Genomic DNA, 15,534 nt, shown 5'->3' with positions numbered 1-15,534 from the left:
GCCTCAACCGGCGGGCAGGACCTTGTGCCAGTTGGTGACCGAGCGGCTCTCGAACAGCCCTGCCTGATGATAGGGATCGTCGGTCGAGAAGGTGATCGCCGCGTCGCGGTCGTCGAATTCCATGATCAGCAGGCTGCCCATGGCGCGACCATCGGGGCGCAGCAGCGGGCCGGCGACGAGCACGCGCTCGAGCATCGTGTTGATATAGGCCAGGTGTGCTGGCCTCGTCGCGGCCCGCAGCTCCGCCGAATCGGGCTTGTCGATGCAGTGAATCGCGAAATAGGGCATCGGACACCTTGGGCTACGAGAGATCGAACGCTACACTTTCACGAGCCTAGTCGCCCGGCGTTGCTTGGGGAAGAGGCTCGATGTCGCCCCATGTGGCACGCCCTCCGGCGCAACGAGAGTTGACCGAAGCCCGGCACTCGGCTAACGACGCGCCCTTGCCGCTGAACCGGCCGGGGTCCGCCCCTGTCTGCTTGGCAAACCGATTCGAACCGCCCCGGCCCCGGCCGGCAGTATCAGGGACAAAGATCATGTCGCGCGTTTGCGAGCTCACCGCCAAGGGCCGGATGGTTGGCAACAACGTCTCCCACGCCAACAACAAGACCAAGCGCACCTTCCTGCCCAATTTGCAGAATGTGACGCTGATGTCCGAAGCACTCGGTCGCTCGGTGCGCCTGCGCGTCTCGACCAACGGCCTTCGCTCGGTCGAGCATGTCGGCGGGCTGGACAATTGGCTGCTCAAGACCAACGCCGATCTGCTCTCGGATCGCTGCGTCAAGCTGAAGCGCGAGATCGCCAAGAAGGTGACCAAGGAGCCGGTCGCCGCCTGATCGCGTCGACCCGGTTGCAATGCCAGAAGGCCCGGAGCGATCCGGGCCTTTCTGCTATTGCGGCAACAGCAGCTCGAATTTCATCACGATCGTCGCCTGCAGGCTGTTCAGATTGTCGTCCGACACGATGTAGAGGAACACGCGGTCGCCGCTGCGGGCGATGGCGAGCCCCTCCATGTTGTCGAGCGTCACCGGCGCCTCCCAGCGCGCCAGTTCGGTGCTCGGCACGTGCGTGCCCCCAGCCAGCGCAGGCGCAAGGTCGATCAGCGTCAGCCCCGCCCCCTGGCCACGCAGGTTGAAGCGCCGGTGCAGCACCAGCACGCGGGTCGCATCGAGCGCCACGGCGTCGGTCGGCCGATGCTCGGGCAACCCCGGAATGCCCAGCCGCCGGATCTCGCCGCCCCCGATCTCGCCGCTGCTGTCGAGCAGCGCCAGATGGCCGCCGTCGTGGCTGGGGTCCTCTGCAATCACCAGTCGCGCCCCCCCCGGCAGCACCGCCAGGGATTCGGCACCGCCATTGCGCGGCCAGTCAACCATGCCGGCCCAGCGCTCGGTGCGGGTGGCGCTGCGCGCCAGCGTCTCCGGCCGGCGAGGGTCGATGCCGGCATAGTGCATCAGCCGATGGTCCTGCTCGAAGCCGATCGTCACCGCCCCGGTGGCGGGGTCCCACGCAAGCGATTCGGCATCGGCATCGGCCTTTTCGATCGCGGCCATGCCTTCGGTGTCCAGCAGCGGCGCCGTCACGGCGCCCTCCAGCCCCACCAGCCGGCCGCCGCGCTCGATGCTGCGAAACGCCAGCCAGTTGCCGGTGTCGGTGACGGCCAGAAACTGCCCGCGGCCATCGGTCTGCAGCCCCGAAATGCCGCCAAAACCCTCCGCCGTGCTGCGGACCTGCACCGCGCCCAGAAAGGCCAGCGCGCCGATGCGCGTCTGGCCGGGATCGTCGCGGTTGAGCGGCAGCGGCGTCGTGGTGAGGCGGATCGGCTGCACCGCATCTGCCGCCGCCGAAGCATTGCTCGACAAGGCCCCCAGCCCATAGGGCAGCAGCAGCAACAGCGCCGCCCCCATCAGCAGCCCGCGCGCCGAGGCCAGGAATTTCAGGATTTTCATGGCTGCAGCCCATAGCAGCCACTGCACCGAGCCGCTATCGGTGGCCGATGCAATCCCGCCCCCTGGCAAAGAGCCCCCACGACATATTGGCCGAGGTCTTCGGCTATGCGCAGTTCCGCGGCTCGCAGGAACCGGTCATCGAGGCGGTGTGCGCCGGCCGCGATGTGGTGGCGATCATGCCCACGGGGGCCGGCAAGTCGCTCTGCTACCAGATTCCCGCCCTTGTCCGCCCCGGCACGGCCCTCGTCATCTCGCCGCTGATCGCGCTGATGGAAGATCAGGTGCGGGCTCTGCGCGCCAATGGCGTCGCCGCCGCCAGTCTCAACAGCCAGAGTACCGACACGCACGAAACCTTCGATGCGCTCGCCGCCGGCACGCTCGATCTGCTCTATGTCGCCCCCGAGCGCGCACTCAGTCCCGGCTTCCGCACCCTGCTCGGCCGCAGCGAAATCGCGCTCATCGCCATCGACGAAGCGCATTGCGTCAGCCAATGGGGGCATGATTTCCGTCCCGAATACCGGCAGTTGAAGGCGCTGTGCGACGATCTCAAGGGCGTGCCGCGCATAGCACTCACCGCCACCGCCGATATCGAGACGCGCGCCGACATCTGCGCCCAGCTCGGCATCGACCCGGCGGACATGGTGGTCGCCGGCTTCGACCGCCCCAATATCCGCTACCAGGTGACCGCCAAGACCGACGCCAAGGCGCAGCTGCTCGCCTTCGTCCAGTCGCACGCCGGCCAGTGCGGCATCATCTACGCCCCCACCCGTGCTGCCACCGAGCAGGTGCGCGATTGGCTGCGCGCCGCAAACATCAATGCCCGCGCCTATCATGCGGGGCTGGAAGCCGAGGAGCGCCGCTCCGCCCAGGCCGCCTTCGTGCGCGCCGAAGACATGGTGATGGCCGCGACGATCGCCTTCGGCATGGGCATCGACAAGCCCGATGTCCGCTTCGTGGTGCATCTGGGGCTGCCGAAATCGATCGAGGCCTATTATCAGGAAACCGGCCGCGCCGGCCGCGATGGCGATCCAGCCGTGGCGCAGCTGCTCTGGGGCGCCGCCGATGTCCAGCGGCTGCGCGGCTTCATCGATGGCGGCGAGGGCAATGCCGCGCACAAGGCGCGCGAGGAGGTGCGGCTGCAGGCGCTGCTGAGCTTCCTCGAGACCGCCCGGTGCCGCCGCCAGCCGTTGCTCCGCTATTTCGGCGAGCCCGAGCCCGAGCCGTGCGGCAACTGCGACAATTGCCTCAACCCGCCGTTGCTCGACGACATGACCGAGGCAGCGCGCAAATTCCTGTCCGCCGTCTATCGCACCGGCCAGCGTTTCGGCGCCCAGCATGTGATCGATGTGCTCACCGGCAACGGCAACGAGCGCGCCGAGCGGTTCGGCCACGACAAGCTGAGCGTGTGGGGCATCGGCAGCGGTGTCGATGCCGGCCGCTGGAAGGATCTGGCGCGCCAGCTCGAGACGATGGATGCGCTGCGGCGCGACCCCGAGCACAAGGGGTTGCTGCTCGGCCCCGCCGCGCGTGCGATCCTCAAGGGCGAAGGCCAGGTGGCGCTCAAGCAGGCCGCTCCCAAGCCGCTGCGCGCCAGCCGTGGCCGCGCCAGCGCCGCACCCGCCGAGGGCCTGTCGCCGGCCGACGCGCCGCTGTTCGAGACGCTGCGGGCGCTGCGCCGCGAGCTTGCCGCCGAGGCGGGGCTGCCGCCCTATGTCATCTTCCACGATTCCACGCTGCGCGCCATGGCATCCGCCCGCCCGCGCTCCTTGCAGGCAATGGCAGGCATCTCGGGCGTCGGCGCCGGCAAGCTCAAGGCCTGGGGCCCGGCATTCCTCGAGGCCATTGCCGGCCATTGATTGCCAAATGGCAACCAAAGCCCTATATCATGCCATAAGGAGAAATGGCTGATGCTTGCCTTGCTGCCTGTCGAGACCGGACCAACACCATTTGCGCGCGTGCCGATCACCGAAGACGAAGCTGCGGCGATGTTCCGTGCCGTCGTCAACCTGTTCGGCAAATGGGCGATCACCGACGAACAGGCGGCAACGCTGCTCGACATGCCGGTCCGCAGCTTTCGCCGCTGGAAGGCCGAGGGGCCGGGGCGAATGTCGCGCGATGGCCGGGCGCGGCTTTCCAACCTGCTCGGCATCCACAAGGCGCTGCGCCTCATCTTCTCCGAGCCGCAGCGCGGCTATGGCTGGATCAAGGCCGCCAACACCGCCTTCGATGGCTGCTCGGCGCTCGACGTGATGCTCGGCGGCGAATTGACCGACCTGATGCGCGTGCGCCGCTACCTCGATGCCGAGCGCGGCGGCTGGTGAGCGGCTGGTGACGAGCACGGCGCTGCCGGGCGCCGAAGTCGACTGGCCCGGTGCGGTCCGCATCATCCGCAGCGCCTTCCCGCCGATCGACCTCTTCGAAGACATTGCCGACCCGGCAGACTGGCCATTGCTGCTCTCCGCCGAGCAGAAGACCAACCCGCGCATCACCGCCAGCGTCGGCCGGCTCGACCTGGTGCCTGCCGCGCGCCGCGTCGGCGGCCCCGGTGCCTCCTGGCTGATGGCGCCCTTCACCCATGCCAGCCCCGATCGGCCGAGCCGCTTTTCGGACGGGACGTTCGGCGTGCTCTATGTGGCCCGCGCCTTCGAGACGGCGCTGTTCGAGACGATCCACCACCATGGCCGCTTCATGGCGCGCACGCGCGAAGCCCCCGGCTGGTCATCGCAGTTCCGCGAGATCATCCTCACCGTGAAGGCCAGCCTCTCCGACCTGCGCGGTGCGGCCGCCCACCCCGCGCTTGCGCCCGAAGACTATGCTCCCGGCCAGGCGCTGGGGGCCGACCTTCGGAACAGCGGCAGCGACGGGCTGGTCTATCCCAGCGTCCGCCACGCCGGCGGCGAATGCGTGGCACTGTTCCATCCGGACTGTGCCGCCAGCCCGGTGCAGGGCCGCCACCTCGATTATCACTGGAATGGCAGCCGCGTCGATCTCGTCCGCGAAGCCGGCTCGGGCGCCGTGTTCCGGGTCGTTGAAGTGCAACAGGGGTAAAAGCTCAATAGGGGCAGCGGCCGCTTGCTTCGATGGCGTTGCCGGCCAGCGCGCCAATCCCGGCGCCGATCACCGTGCCCAGCCCGCCGTCATACGGCCGTGACAGCCCGGAGCCGATCAGCCCGCCCGTCACTGCGCCCACGACAGCGCCGGCCCCGGTCGGCCGGCACGGATCGTAATAGCCGCCCCCATAGCCGCCCCCAAAACCGCCGCCATAGCCAAACCCGCCCACTGCAACGGGTACCACGACCACCGGAGGATGATAGCCGCCAAAACCACCGCGAAAACCGCGGCCATAGCCATAGCCGCCCCGAAAACCGCCCCGAAAACCCCTGCCATACACCGGCACCGGCCGCACGACATAGGCCGGTGGCCGGTAGAACCCGCCGCGCGGTGCATAGGCCCGGCCATACCCCCGCGGCTGGCCCCGAAAGCCGCCCTGATAACCGCCCCTGTAACCGTCGCCGCGATAACCAGCCCGATACCCGTCTCCGCGATAGCCGCCGCCCCGATACCCGCCACCGCGATAGCCGTCGCCACGATACCCATTGCGGTCACCGGCGATTGCCGAGGTGGCGATTGTGGACGCCAGCAGTGCTGCGGCGCCAAGAGCGGCAAGGGACCAGCGAATCATGCGCGATGCTCCGGATGCGAAAGTACACTAGTACACACTACCAATAGTCTCGCCATCTTGCGCTGAACGCCCTGTGAACCTGCGTTCAGCCATCGTTCAACCGCCGTGGCCATTTTTGGCGCATCATTTCACGGGAGCAGAGTTCATGCGTATCTTGACCACATTGGCGATCGCCACCCTTGCCGCAAGCATTCCGGCACTGCCTGCCGCGGCGCAAAACCGCGATTATTACGAGCATGATGGCAAGCGCTATGAATCGCGCCGGCAGTGCCTCGCCGCCAAGAAGCGCTCCGAAAAGCGTGCCACCGTCGTCGGCGCCGCCACTGCCGGCATCGGCGCTGCCCTGCTCGGCGGCAACCTCGGCGAGAGCGCGCTGATCGCCGGCGGCGGTGCCGTGGTCGGCAATGTCATCGCCGGCAAGACGAAGAAGTGCTGACCCGCTCAGCTTGAGTGGGTCGCCTCCGCTCAGCTTGAGTGGTCGCCTCCGCTCAGTTCGAGCAGCTGGCCCCGCCCAGCACACAGAAGCGCGCGCAGTGCGGATGGTTGAGCGGCACCGCCCGCGTTGCCTCCGCCAGCGTTGACCCCATCTCGAAGCCGGGATGATCGGCAATCAGCGTGCATGCCAGCACCACCGGTGCCGCAGCCCCGCGCCGCTTCACGACCATCCGTGAGGTGGCGCACATCTGCGCATCCGGGCTGGTGCCGAGAATCTCCCAGCAGCCGGTGCTGATCTCGGGCACATCGGCCTGGGCGTCCATTTCCGGAAACAGCACCAGCGGCGGGCAGGGCAGGCCGAGGCCATCGAACAGCGCTGTATAGCCCGCCTGCGCGTCTGCAGCACTCTCGTGCGTCAAGTGACGTCCCGCCACGGCGATGGCAAAGCCCTGTGCCGCCAGCCAGCCGATGCCCTCCAGCGCCTTGCCGAAGGCCCCCGCCCCGCGCTCGGCATCATGCACGGCAGCACCGTGATGATCGAGGCTCACCCGGAAGGTCAGTCGCTCGCGCGGAAGCGCTGCAATCGCGGCTTCGAAGCGCCGCATCGGCCGCAGCGCATTGGTGAGCACCAGCACGCTGAAGCCGCGCGCCTGTGCCAGCGCCAGCATCGCCACCATGTCGGGGTTCATGAACGGCTCGCCACCCGTGAAGCCGATCTCGCGCACGGGAAGCCGATCTTGCGCAATCTCGTCCAGATACGCCGCGAACTCCGCCAACCGCAGATACACCAGCGCATCGTTGGTCGGCGAGCTTTCGATGTAGCAGTTGCGGCAGGCGAGGTTGCACAGCGTGCCGGTGTTGAACCACAGCGTTTCCAGCGCCACCAATGCCACCTGCGCGCGCGGCTCGCCCTTCGCCGTGATCAGCGGATCGCGGAACTTCGCGGGGTCGAGGGGGACGATATCGGGCATCTGGGTTCCTGTGGCGCATCGCTGGTGCATGCCATTCGTATTGGCTAGGCATCGGTTTACAAGCCCGGTACGAAATGGCGGGGCAGGGGGATGGGATGAACATCGAGAACAGCCGCGAATATTATGGCCAGGTGCTGCAGGGCAGCGCCGATCTGCGCACCGATGCCTGCGCCACCGCCGAGGCGCCAGGCGCCGCCGTGCGCACCGCACTGGCCAACGTACATCCCGACGTGAAAGGTCGCTATTATGGCTGCGGCCTGATCGCCCCGGCCGAAATTGCCGGTGCCCGCATCCTCGATCTCGGCTCCGGCGCCGGGCAGGATGCCTATATTCTCGCCCAGCTTGTCGGCCCCGCCGGTCATGTAACCGGCGTCGATGCCACGCCCGAGCAGCTCGCGGTGGCCCGCGCCCATCAGGATTGGCATGCGGACCGCTTCGGCTTCGCCAACACGGCATTTCTCGAAGGCGATATCGAGCAGCTGGATGCGCTGCCGCTCGCACCGGCATCGTTCGACGTGATCGTCTCCAACTGCGTCATCAACCTGGTCGCCGACAAGGCGGCGGTGTTCCGCGCCGCGCACCGGCTGCTGAAAGCTGGCGGCGAGCTGTATTTCTCCGATGTCTATGCCGATCGCCGGGTGCCCGAGGCGCTCAAGTCCGATCCCGTGCTGCACGGCGAGTGCCTGTCGGGGGCGCTCTACTGGGGGGATTTCCTCGCCCACGCCAAGGCCGCCGGCTTCGCCGATCCGCGGCTGGTGAGCGATCGCCCGCTCGGCATCGGTGATCCCGCCATCGCAGCGATGCTTGAAGGCATCGGCTTTCATTCGGCCACCTGGAGGCTGTTCAAGCTCGATGGTCTCGAGCCCGAATGCGAGGATTATGGCCAGGCCGTCCGCTATCGCGGCACCATGGAGGGCCATCCGCAGCGGTTCGTGCTCGACAAGCATCATGCGATGGAAACCGGCCAGCTGTTCCGCCTCTGCGGCAACAGCTGGAAGATGCTCGCCGAAACCCGCTTTGCAGCGCATTTCGATTTCTTCGGCGATTTCAGCCGCCATTTCGGCGTGTTCGAAGGCTGTGGCGGCGGCCTGCCGTTCACCCCTGCAACTGCGGCGGCCCCGGCAGCGAGCTGCTGCTGACATGCGCATTCTCGTCACCGGTGCGGCAGGGCTGATCGGCGCGGAGCTTGTCGGCGGGCTTGCCGCAGCCGGCCATGCCGTCACCGCGCTCGTTCACCGCCGCCATGCGCTCATCGACAATCGAGGCTCGCGCCTGCCGAGCCGCGCCGATGGCCCGCCGCCCGCCGCCGGCGAGATCGTCACCGTCAGCGGCGATGTGCGGCTGCCCGGCTTCGGGCTGGCCACTCCGCCCGCCATCGATCTGCTTGTCCATGCCGCCGCGATCACCGCCTTCGACGCAGCCGCCTTGGACCTTGCTGCCGTCAATCTCGGCGGCACCCGCAACGCCATCGCCCTGGCCACCGCCGCCGGCGCGCGGCTGCTGCACATCAGCACCGCCTATGTCTGTGGCACGCAGGATGGGCCGATCGCAGAAGGTGCGGTCGGTCGCGAATTCACCAACGGCTATGAGGCGAGCAAGGCCGCCGCCGAAGCGCTCGTCCATGCCTCCGGCCTCGATTTCGTCATCGCCCGGCCCTCGGTCGTCGTCGGGGCGTCCGCCGACGGGCGGATTTCGCGCTTCGAGAACATTTACATGATCTTCAAGCTGATCGCCGAAGGCCGCATCCGCACCTTGCCCGCCGCCGCTAACGCCACGCTCGATCTGGTGCCGATCGACCATGTCATCGCCGGGCTGCTGGCGATGGTCGAGCGCTTCGACAGTTTCGCCGGCCAGACGCTGCACCTGACCGCGGCCACGCCGACGCCCATTCCCGCAATCGGCGCCGCCATGGCCCGCGCCGGCCTCGGCACGCCGGATTTCGTGGCGCCCGAAGCCTTTGATCCCGAAAGCTTGCCCGCCAGAGAACGCCGCTGGCACGCCGCCGCCGCAGCGCTCTACACCGCCTATCTGCTCCGCAATCCGCGCTTCGAAGCGCGCTCGTCGCTGCTCCCGGCCTGCCCGCCAACCGCCGCCGCCTGGCTCGACCGGCTCATTGCCCATGCGGTGGCGGCCGGCTTCGTCCGTGCCCGCGTGGAAGCCTAGCGCACGTCCGGGTAAAGCGTGCCCAGCGTCTTCACCCGCACCCCCAGTCCCCAGCGGATGCCGATCTTGAGGTAGATCCAGTTCGCCTTCCACTCGCCCCAGGCCGCCACCCGCCGGTCCGAAGTGGTGACGGTGCGGCTGAGCAGGCGGGTGCGGCCATGCGGCACGATGCGGACGCAGAGATCGGCCTCCTCCATCACCGCAAGCGACTCGTCGAAGCCGCCGATGGCCTCGAACGCAGTTCGGCGCATGAACATCGCATGGTCGCCGAACAGCAGCCGCCCGCCGCGCACGAAGAGCCAGGGCCGGAACAGGGCAGGGGCATAGAAGGTCTTCAGCCAATTGTGTGCGGACGTCACCCAGCGCGTCTTTTCGGGCCCGGCGAGGATCGCAGTGAACCCGGCAAGCACGGTGCGCGGGTCCGCCATCGTCCGCGCCGCCACCGCCACCGCATCATCGGGAAGCCAGGTGTCGGCATGCAGAATGAGCACGATCGGCGCCGTCGTCGCCGCCACGCCGGCATTGCACTGCCGCCCCCGGCCCTTTGCCGCGCGGATCGCGGGAATGCCCAGCGCCTGCGCCAGCGCCAGCGTGCCATCGCTGCTGTCGCCATCGACGAGCAGGATTTCCGCCGGCTGCGGATCGAGGCTGGCGAGGCAGCGCGCAAGCCGCGGCAGGGTGGTCGCCTCGTTCCACGCCGGGATGATGATGGCGACGCTCATGCGAGCCCGGGCCAGCGGGCCAGGTCCTCGGGCCGGTCCAGATCGGCGAGCATCGGCAGCAGCACAGCCTCGGGCAGCCGCGCATGGGTTGCGGCAAAGACGCTGTCGGTACCCCAGGCCATGTCCTCGAAAAGGTCAGGTCGCGGCCTGGGCAGCCCGAGCAGCCAATAGCCGCCATCCTCGGCCGGCCCGATACACGGCGTGCCGGCCGCAACGAGTGCGGCAGCTTCGCGCAGATGGTCAGGCGTCAGATCGGGGCAATCGGTGCCGATCAACAGGCACGGGCAGCGCACGCGCGCCAGCCGCGCGCCAAGGTCGCCCTCGCCCTGCGCCACCAGCGGCACCTCGCCGAGCCACGTGATAAAGGCCTCCGCATCGGCGCCCGTGATGTGCAGCGCGAAGTCCAGCCCGGACATGCGAACCACCGCCAGCGTGTCCTCGACCAGCCGCCTGTGCAGCGCTGCCGCCCCCGTCGCCCCCAGCGCCGGGATCAGCCGCGTCTTCGCCGCCCCCGGCGTCGGGAAGCGCGCGAAAACCGCGAGCTTCGGCAGCCTATTTCCGCCCGCGCTTCGGCGCATCGGCCTCGAACAGCGCCGCCAGCTGGTCGATGATCGTGCCGCCGAGCTGCTCGGCGTCCATGATCGTCACGGCGCGCGAATAATAGCGCGTCACATCATGGCCGATGCCGATGGCGATCAGCTCCACCGGCGACCGGCCCTCGATCTGCTTGATGACCTGCCGCAGATGCCGCTCCAGGTAATTGCCGCTGTTCACCGAAAGCGTGCTGTCATCGACCGGCGCGCCGTCCGAAATCACCATCAGGATCCGCCGGTCCTCGTTTCGCGCCAGCAGCCGGTCGTGCGCCCAGAGCAGCGCCTCGCCGTCGATATTCTCCTTGAGCAGCCCCTCGCGCATCATCAGCCCGAGGTTCTTCCGCGCCCTTCGCCACGGCGCATCGGCGGGCTTGTAGATGATGTGCCGCAAGTCGTTGAGCCGGCCCGGCTTGAGCGGCCGGCTGGCGGCAAGCCATTTCTCGCGTGAAAGCCCGCCCTTCCAGGCGCGCGTGGTGAAGCCGAGGATTTCGGTCTTCACCGCGCAGCGTTCGAGCGTGCGCGCCAGAATATCCGCACAGATGGCGGCGATGCTGATCGGCCGGCCGCGCATCGATCCTGAATTGTCGATCAGCAGCGTCACCACCGTATCGCGGAAATCGGTGTCGCGCTCGATCTTGTAGCTCAGCGCATGCGCCGGGTTGGTGACGATCCGCACCAGCCGCGCGGCATCGAGAATGCCTTCCTCCTGGTCGAAATCCCAGCTGCGGTTCTGCTGTGCCATCAGCCGCCGCTGCAGCCGGTTGGCAAGCTTGGTCACCGCCGATTGCAGCGGCACCAGCTGCTGGTCGAGATAGGCGCGCAGCCGCGTCAGCTCATCGGCGTCGCACAGCTCCTCGGCGGTGATCACCTCGTCATGCGCGGTGGTGAAGGCCTTGTAATCGAACCCCGGCGGCAGCTCGGACGGCGGCGTGCTCGGCCGCCACGGGGTCATCCCCTCCTGCCCGTCATCCCCCATCTCGGCGTCGGACACCATGTCGGTGTCCATCTCCACCTCGCGCGTTTCGGCATCGTCCGGCGGCTCGTCGCCCTGCTCGGCGCGCGTCTCGGTCGATTCCTCCTGCCCGCCCTGCTGCTCGTCCTCATCCTGCGAGTCGCCGGGTGCGTCCTGCTCCTGCTCGTCCTCGCTCTCGCTGTTGTCCTGTTTGTCGGGCTCGGCATCGGGGTCGATTCCCAGCCCCAGGTCGGCGAGCACGCGGCGCATCACCTGCGCAAAGGCAGCCTGGTCGTGCGTCACCTGCGCCAGCTCGTCGAGATGCACCCCGGCGCGGCTTTCCAGGTCGTCGCGCACCAGGTCGAGCGCGTTCTGCGCCATTGCCGGCGGCGCACTCCCGGTCAGCCGCTGGCGCGCGAGCAGGCCGAGTGCGGTCGCCAGCGGCACCTCCTCGGCCGTGCGCGCGCGCACGATCGGGTCGGTGCGCACCCGCGTCTCGGTCATCCGGTCGAGGTTCTTCGCCACCCCGGCCATCCCTTCGGCACCCAGTGCCTCGCAGCGCACCTGTTCGAGCGCATTCCAGATCTCGCGCGCCGCCCCGGCATCGGGCTGCTCCTTGCCGTGCAGCCGCGGATCATGGTGGCGGTGGCGCAGCGCAAAACTGTCCGCCCAGCCGCGCACTTCGGCGACCTGATCCGCCGGCAGCGCCCGGCCCGGCTGCGGCACGCGCGCGCTGTCTCCGAAGCAGCTCGGCTTGTCGGCGGTATAGGCAAGCTCCACCTCCCAGCGCGTATCGCCGGGGGCATGGCCCATGGCGCGCAGCGTGGCGGCCACGGCAGCGCGGAAATCTTCGATCGGGTTCTCGGGCGTGGCCATCTCAGAAGCTCCCCCAGCCAGGCCGCAGCATCAAGCGCCTCAGCGCCGCGCCTTGACCGCGATCGATTCGGGCAGCTCCTCGCCGAACACCCGCTGGTAATATTCCGCCACGATGCCGCGCTCGGCCTCGTCGCACTTGTTGAGGAAGCTCAGCCGGAAGGCAAAGCCCACATTGTTGAAGATCTTGGCATTCTGCGCCCAGGTGATGACCGTGCGCGGCGACATCACCGTGCTGATGTCGCCACCGATGAAGCCGGCGCGCGTCATGTCCGCCACCCGCACCATGCTCGCCACCGTCTTGCGGCCCGCATCGCTGTCGAAGCTCGGCTCCTTGGCGACCACGATCGCGGTCTCGGTGTGGTGCGGCAGATAGTTGAGCGTCGTCACGATGCTCCACCGGTCCATCTGGCCCTGGTTGATCTGCTGGGTGCCATGGTAAAGCCCGGTCGTGTCCCCCAGCCCCACGGTGTTGGCGGTGGCGAACAGCCGGAACCACGGGCTGGGCCGGATCACCCGGTTCTGGTCGAGCAGCGTCAGCTTGCCTTCCACCTCCAGCACGCGCTGGATCACGAACATCACATCGGGCCGGCCGGCATCATATTCGTCGAACACCAGGGCAGTGGGGGTCTGCAGCGCCCAGGGCAGCAGGCCCTCGCGGAACTCGGTGATCTGCTGGCCATCCTTGAGCACGATCGCATCCTTGCCGATAAGATCGATGCGGCTGATATGGCTGTCGAGGTTGATCCGCACGCATGGCCACTTCAGCCGCGCCGCCACCTGCTCGATATGCGTGGATTTTCCAGTGCCATGATAGCCCTGCACCATCACCCGGCGGTTGAAGGCAAAGCCGGCAAGAATGGCGAGCGTGGTATCGGGATCGAACACATAGGAAGGGTCGAGATCGGGCACGCGCTCATCGGCCATCGAGAACGCCGGCACAGCCATGTCGATATCGACTCCGAACATCTCGCGCGCATCGACCGTGATATCGGGCGCCATCATGGCAGTGCCGCCTTGCGGCAGGGCTGCTTCGGAGAGGTTGGGGGCTGTGGCCACTGGACTTCAAAGCTCCGTCTTGAAACGCGGTTGTGCGCGCAGATGCGTATAGGCTGAAACGACGGCCTGCAACTTTCCTTCGTGTGACCTGTCGCCGCCATTGCTGTCGGGGTGGTAGCGGCGGACCAGCGCCTTGTAGATGCGCCGCACATCCGCCCCGGTTGCGGCGTCGTCGAGTCCGAGCGTCCCCAGCGCGCGCGCATCCCCGGCCTCGGGCCAGCGGCGGCTGGCTGCGGGCCGCGCGCCCGGGCGTGACGCAGGCCGCGCCTCCTCGAACACCCCATGCGCATCGCCGAAGTGAAAGGCCTCGCGCCCGGCCTCGTTCACCACCCGCTCCCAGCCGGCAAGCGGCGATTGCGCGGTGTGGATCTCGTCCGGGCTCAGCCCGTCGAAGAAATTGTAGCGGGCGTTGAAGGCGCGCACATGCTCGAGGCAGAACCATTGCCAGCCGCCGCGGTCCCCCGGCATGCGGTTGGAGAGCGGCGCTCGAAATTCCCCCGGCAGCGCGCAGCCGGGATGCGAGCACGCCGGCGGTGCCGGCTGTTCCACCCGCCCATGCCACCGACTGTGGCCGCTGTTGCCCGTGCTGGTAATCGCCGCAGATCCTTCCATGTCCGCCGTAACAGCAGCGGGCGGGCCGCCGATATGGGCATGGATGCCGCACAACGCCATAGCCGGGCGAATCCGCCCGATCGGCATCGCGCGCGCACAATCACCACGCCAAAAACCATGTCCTTTGCTCCCGCGCGCGGCTATTGCGGTCTCGACAGGAGACACCATGGGCCCGCTCGCCACCGAAATCGCATCCCGCCTCACCGCCGCCCTCGCACCGGCGGCGCTCGACGTGACCGATGACAGCCACCAGCACCGCGGCCATGCCGGGCACCGCGGCGACGGTGCCGAATCGCACTTCACCGTCACCATCAGTGCTGCAGCCTTTGCCGGCATGAGCCGCGTCGCCCGCCAGCGCGCCGTCTATGCAGCGCTTGGCGAGCTGATCGCGCCAGACCGCATCCATGCGCTGCGCATCATCGCCAGCGTGCCAGGCGAAGCATGATCCGCCTTGTCGGGGGCGCGGCGGCGGCGCTGCTGCTGGCCCAGCCGATCGCCGCTCAGACACAGCCGGTGGGCGCCCTCGATGGCATCGCCGTCATCGATGCGCTCGATGCAGCCGATGCACCTTCGGGGCAGACGACGCGCTACTGGTTTCGCGCCGGCGAGACCGCGACCGGCCAGCGCTGGCTGGTGCCGGTCATCGTGGTCAAGGGCGCCCGCCCCGGCCCGCGGCTGCTGCTGACGGCGGGCATCCATGGCGACGAACTGAACGGCATCGACGTCATCCACAAGCTGGTCGCGGGGCTCGATCGGGCAGCGCTTTCGGGCACGCTGGTCGCGGTCCCGGGCCTCAATCCGCCGGGGTTGCTGCAGAACGCCCGCGAATTCGCCGCCAACGACAGCCGCTCTGCCGCCAACCTCAACCGCGCCATGCCGGGCAAGGTCGACGGCGGCCATGTCGATCATCACGCCGCGCTCCTGTGGCAGAAGCTGCTGCGCCCCAATGCCGATCTCGCGGTCGATCTCCACACCCAGTCGCGCGGCACCGCCTATGTGATGTACGCCTTTGCCTCCACGGCGCGGACGAAGCGGATGGCCGAGCTGCTCGCCCCCGATGTCATCAAGCTCGATCGCGGCGACAAGGGCACGGTCGAGAACACGCTGACCGACGACGGCGTTCCGGCGGTGACGCTCGAGCTCGGCATGCCCGAGCGCTTCGACGCGGTGCTGGTCAAGCGCGGAGTCGATGGCCTCCTCAACCTGATGCGCGAGCAGAAGATGCTGCCGGGCCCGGTGGCCGAGCCGCCGCCGACGATGGTGGTCGGCAACGCGCTGGCGGCGGTGCGGGCGCCGCGCGGCGGCTGGGCAACGCTCGTCACGCCGCTCGGATCGAAGGTCGAGAAGGGCCAGATGGTGGCAACGATGGCCGATGCCTTCGGCCGCACCACCGACATGCTGATGGCGCCCGAAGCCGGCACCATCGCCGCTGCCTTCACCGATCCGCGCCGCGAGCGCGGCGGCATGATCGTGCGGATCATCCACATGAAGGACGATCCCGCCTGTGCGTTCGGTTGCCCCTGACC

Annotated in this window: 18 protein-coding genes; 9 read left to right on the top strand and 9 right to left on the bottom strand. The window is 68.3% G+C overall.

Annotated features, from left to right (window positions below; genetic code table 11):
• Positions 1-3 precede the first annotated feature (3 nt).
• Positions 4-288 (bottom strand): YciI family protein, encoded by a 285-nt coding sequence (locus FHS79_RS05930; protein ID WP_184196834.1) that lies wholly within the window; start codon positions 286-288, stop codon positions 4-6.
• A 248-nt stretch (positions 289-536) separates the two neighbouring features.
• Between FHS79_RS05930 and rpmB the strand changes: the two genes are divergently transcribed.
• Entirely contained in the window at positions 537-836 is a 300-nt protein-coding gene (rpmB, locus tag FHS79_RS05925; RefSeq protein WP_184196831.1) for a 50S ribosomal protein L28, read from the top strand.
• 54 nt (positions 837-890) lie between these two features.
• Here the strand turns inward: rpmB and FHS79_RS05920 are convergent, their stop codons facing one another.
• On the bottom strand, positions 891-1,946 hold the full coding sequence (locus FHS79_RS05920) for an esterase-like activity of phytase family protein (protein WP_184196828.1): 1,056 nt from the start codon (positions 1,944-1,946) through the stop codon (positions 891-893).
• 47 nt (positions 1,947-1,993) lie between these two features.
• Here FHS79_RS05920 and recQ point away from each other — a divergent pair, with 47 nt between their 5' ends.
• Genes recQ through FHS79_RS05905 form a run of 3 tightly spaced genes read left to right on the top strand, consistent with a single transcriptional unit; the run spans position 1,994 to position 4,994 of the window.
• Complete coding sequence (recQ, locus tag FHS79_RS05915; RefSeq protein WP_184196825.1) at positions 1,994-3,802, top strand: DNA helicase RecQ; 1,809 nt, start codon at positions 1,994-1,996, stop codon at positions 3,800-3,802.
• A 51-nt stretch (positions 3,803-3,853) separates the two neighbouring features.
• Positions 3,854-4,267: an MbcA/ParS/Xre antitoxin family protein gene (locus FHS79_RS05910; protein WP_184196822.1), complete on the top strand. Its 414-nt coding sequence runs from the start codon at positions 3,854-3,856 to the stop codon at positions 4,265-4,267.
• On the top strand, positions 4,245-4,994 hold the full coding sequence (locus FHS79_RS05905; protein WP_184196818.1) for an RES family NAD+ phosphorylase: 750 nt from the start codon (positions 4,245-4,247) through the stop codon (positions 4,992-4,994). Before FHS79_RS05910 ends, FHS79_RS05905 begins: the two co-directional genes overlap by 23 nt.
• A gap of 4 nt (positions 4,995-4,998) precedes the next feature.
• Here FHS79_RS05905 and FHS79_RS05900 read toward each other — a convergent pair whose 3' ends face one another.
• A complete protein-coding gene (locus FHS79_RS05900) occupies positions 4,999-5,628 on the bottom strand; it encodes a glycine zipper 2TM domain-containing protein (protein ID WP_184196815.1) in 630 nt (209 codons plus the stop codon).
• 145 nt (positions 5,629-5,773) lie between these two features.
• Between FHS79_RS05900 and FHS79_RS05895 the strand changes: the two genes are divergently transcribed.
• Complete coding sequence (locus tag FHS79_RS05895; protein ID WP_184196812.1) at positions 5,774-6,064, top strand: hypothetical protein; 291 nt, start codon at positions 5,774-5,776, stop codon at positions 6,062-6,064.
• A 52-nt stretch (positions 6,065-6,116) separates the two neighbouring features.
• On the opposite strand, the gene FHS79_RS05890 is transcribed toward FHS79_RS05895, so the two are convergent.
• A complete protein-coding gene (locus tag FHS79_RS05890; RefSeq protein WP_184196808.1) occupies positions 6,117-7,034 on the bottom strand; it encodes a radical SAM protein in 918 nt (305 codons plus the stop codon).
• A gap of 95 nt (positions 7,035-7,129) precedes the next feature.
• On the opposite strand from FHS79_RS05890, the gene FHS79_RS05885 reads away from it, so the two are divergent.
• Both FHS79_RS05885 and FHS79_RS05880 read left to right on the top strand, forming a co-directional pair.
• On the top strand, positions 7,130-8,173 hold the full coding sequence (locus FHS79_RS05885) for a methyltransferase domain-containing protein (protein WP_184196805.1): 1,044 nt from the start codon (positions 7,130-7,132) through the stop codon (positions 8,171-8,173).
• Between the two features lies 1 nt (position 8,174).
• Positions 8,175-9,197, top strand: coding sequence for an SDR family oxidoreductase (locus FHS79_RS05880; protein WP_184196802.1), 1,023 nt, complete (start codon positions 8,175-8,177; stop codon positions 9,195-9,197).
• Here FHS79_RS05880 and FHS79_RS05875 read toward each other — a convergent pair.
• The 5 genes from FHS79_RS05875 to FHS79_RS05855 are packed head-to-tail and all read right to left on the bottom strand — an operon-like array spanning position 9,194 to position 14,095.
• Entirely contained in the window at positions 9,194-9,919 is a 726-nt protein-coding gene (locus FHS79_RS05875; protein WP_184196799.1) for a TIGR04283 family arsenosugar biosynthesis glycosyltransferase, read from the bottom strand. The genes FHS79_RS05880 and FHS79_RS05875 overlap by 4 nt on opposite strands.
• Positions 9,916-10,497 (bottom strand): TIGR04282 family arsenosugar biosynthesis glycosyltransferase, encoded by a 582-nt coding sequence (locus FHS79_RS05870; protein WP_184196796.1) that lies wholly within the window; start codon positions 10,495-10,497, stop codon positions 9,916-9,918. Before FHS79_RS05870 ends, FHS79_RS05875 begins: the two co-directional genes overlap by 4 nt.
• Positions 10,472-12,340, bottom strand: coding sequence for a cobaltochelatase subunit CobT (gene cobT, locus FHS79_RS05865; RefSeq protein WP_184196793.1), 1,869 nt, complete (start codon positions 12,338-12,340; stop codon positions 10,472-10,474). The genes FHS79_RS05870 and cobT overlap by 26 nt, the downstream gene beginning before the upstream one ends.
• A 39-nt stretch (positions 12,341-12,379) precedes the next feature.
• Positions 12,380-13,342, bottom strand: a complete 963-nt coding sequence (gene cobS, locus FHS79_RS05860; RefSeq protein WP_184196988.1) for a cobaltochelatase subunit CobS — start codon at positions 13,340-13,342, stop codon at positions 12,380-12,382.
• A 60-nt stretch (positions 13,343-13,402) separates the two neighbouring features.
• Positions 13,403-14,095, bottom strand: coding sequence for a DnaJ domain-containing protein (locus FHS79_RS05855; protein ID WP_243452697.1), 693 nt, complete (start codon positions 14,093-14,095; stop codon positions 13,403-13,405).
• Positions 14,096-14,174: 79 nt separating this feature from the next.
• Here FHS79_RS05855 and FHS79_RS05850 point away from each other — a divergent pair, with 79 nt between their 5' ends.
• Complete coding sequence (locus FHS79_RS05850; protein ID WP_184196790.1) at positions 14,175-14,453, top strand: BolA family protein; 279 nt, start codon at positions 14,175-14,177, stop codon at positions 14,451-14,453.
• On the top strand, positions 14,450-15,532 hold the full coding sequence (locus tag FHS79_RS05845; protein WP_184196787.1) for a succinylglutamate desuccinylase/aspartoacylase family protein: 1,083 nt from the start codon (positions 14,450-14,452) through the stop codon (positions 15,530-15,532). The genes FHS79_RS05850 and FHS79_RS05845 overlap by 4 nt, the downstream gene beginning before the upstream one ends.
• The last annotated feature ends 2 nt before the right edge of the window (positions 15,533-15,534 follow it).

Origin of the sequence: Polymorphobacter multimanifer (assembly GCF_014205635.1) — a bacterium.
Classification (GTDB): domain Bacteria; phylum Pseudomonadota; class Alphaproteobacteria; order Sphingomonadales; family Sphingomonadaceae; genus Sandarakinorhabdus; species Sandarakinorhabdus multimanifer.
This window is presented reverse-complemented; position numbering and strand designations above follow the sequence as displayed.

What these genes read in the sequence shown, in the direction of transcription:
- cobS (WP_184196988.1), bottom strand. Translation starts at nt 13,342, where the DNA reads ATGATGGCGCCCGATATCACGGTCGATGCGCGCGAGATGTTCGGAGTC.
- FHS79_RS05885 (WP_184196805.1), top strand. Translation starts at nt 7,130, where the DNA reads ATGAACATCGAGAACAGCCGCGAATATTATGGCCAGGTGCTGCAGGGC.
- FHS79_RS05870 (WP_184196796.1), bottom strand. Translation starts at nt 10,497, where the DNA reads ATGCGCCGAAGCGCGGGCGGAAATAGGCTGCCGAAGCTCGCGGTTTTC.
- FHS79_RS05855 (WP_243452697.1), bottom strand. Translation starts at nt 14,095, where the DNA reads ATGCCGATCGGGCGGATTCGCCCGGCTATGGCGTTGTGCGGCATCCAT.
- FHS79_RS05920 (WP_184196828.1), bottom strand. Translation starts at nt 1,946, where the DNA reads ATGAAAATCCTGAAATTCCTGGCCTCGGCGCGCGGGCTGCTGATGGGG.
- FHS79_RS05905 (WP_184196818.1), top strand. Translation starts at nt 4,245, where the DNA reads ATGCCGAGCGCGGCGGCTGGTGAGCGGCTGGTGACGAGCACGGCGCTG.
- rpmB (WP_184196831.1), top strand. Translation starts at nt 537, where the DNA reads ATGTCGCGCGTTTGCGAGCTCACCGCCAAGGGCCGGATGGTTGGCAAC.
- FHS79_RS05880 (WP_184196802.1), top strand. Translation starts at nt 8,175, where the DNA reads ATGCGCATTCTCGTCACCGGTGCGGCAGGGCTGATCGGCGCGGAGCTT.
- FHS79_RS05910 (WP_184196822.1), top strand. Translation starts at nt 3,854, where the DNA reads ATGCTTGCCTTGCTGCCTGTCGAGACCGGACCAACACCATTTGCGCGC.
- FHS79_RS05845 (WP_184196787.1), top strand. Translation starts at nt 14,450, where the DNA reads ATGATCCGCCTTGTCGGGGGCGCGGCGGCGGCGCTGCTGCTGGCCCAG.
- FHS79_RS05875 (WP_184196799.1), bottom strand. Translation starts at nt 9,919, where the DNA reads ATGAGCGTCGCCATCATCATCCCGGCGTGGAACGAGGCGACCACCCTG.
- recQ (WP_184196825.1), top strand. Translation starts at nt 1,994, where the DNA reads ATGCAATCCCGCCCCCTGGCAAAGAGCCCCCACGACATATTGGCCGAG.
- FHS79_RS05895 (WP_184196812.1), top strand. Translation starts at nt 5,774, where the DNA reads ATGCGTATCTTGACCACATTGGCGATCGCCACCCTTGCCGCAAGCATT.
- FHS79_RS05900 (WP_184196815.1), bottom strand. Translation starts at nt 5,628, where the DNA reads ATGATTCGCTGGTCCCTTGCCGCTCTTGGCGCCGCAGCACTGCTGGCG.
- FHS79_RS05850 (WP_184196790.1), top strand. Translation starts at nt 14,175, where the DNA reads ATGGGCCCGCTCGCCACCGAAATCGCATCCCGCCTCACCGCCGCCCTC.
- FHS79_RS05930 (WP_184196834.1), bottom strand. Translation starts at nt 288, where the DNA reads ATGCCCTATTTCGCGATTCACTGCATCGACAAGCCCGATTCGGCGGAG.
- FHS79_RS05890 (WP_184196808.1), bottom strand. Translation starts at nt 7,034, where the DNA reads ATGCCCGATATCGTCCCCCTCGACCCCGCGAAGTTCCGCGATCCGCTG.
- cobT (WP_184196793.1), bottom strand. Translation starts at nt 12,340, where the DNA reads ATGGCCACGCCCGAGAACCCGATCGAAGATTTCCGCGCTGCCGTGGCC.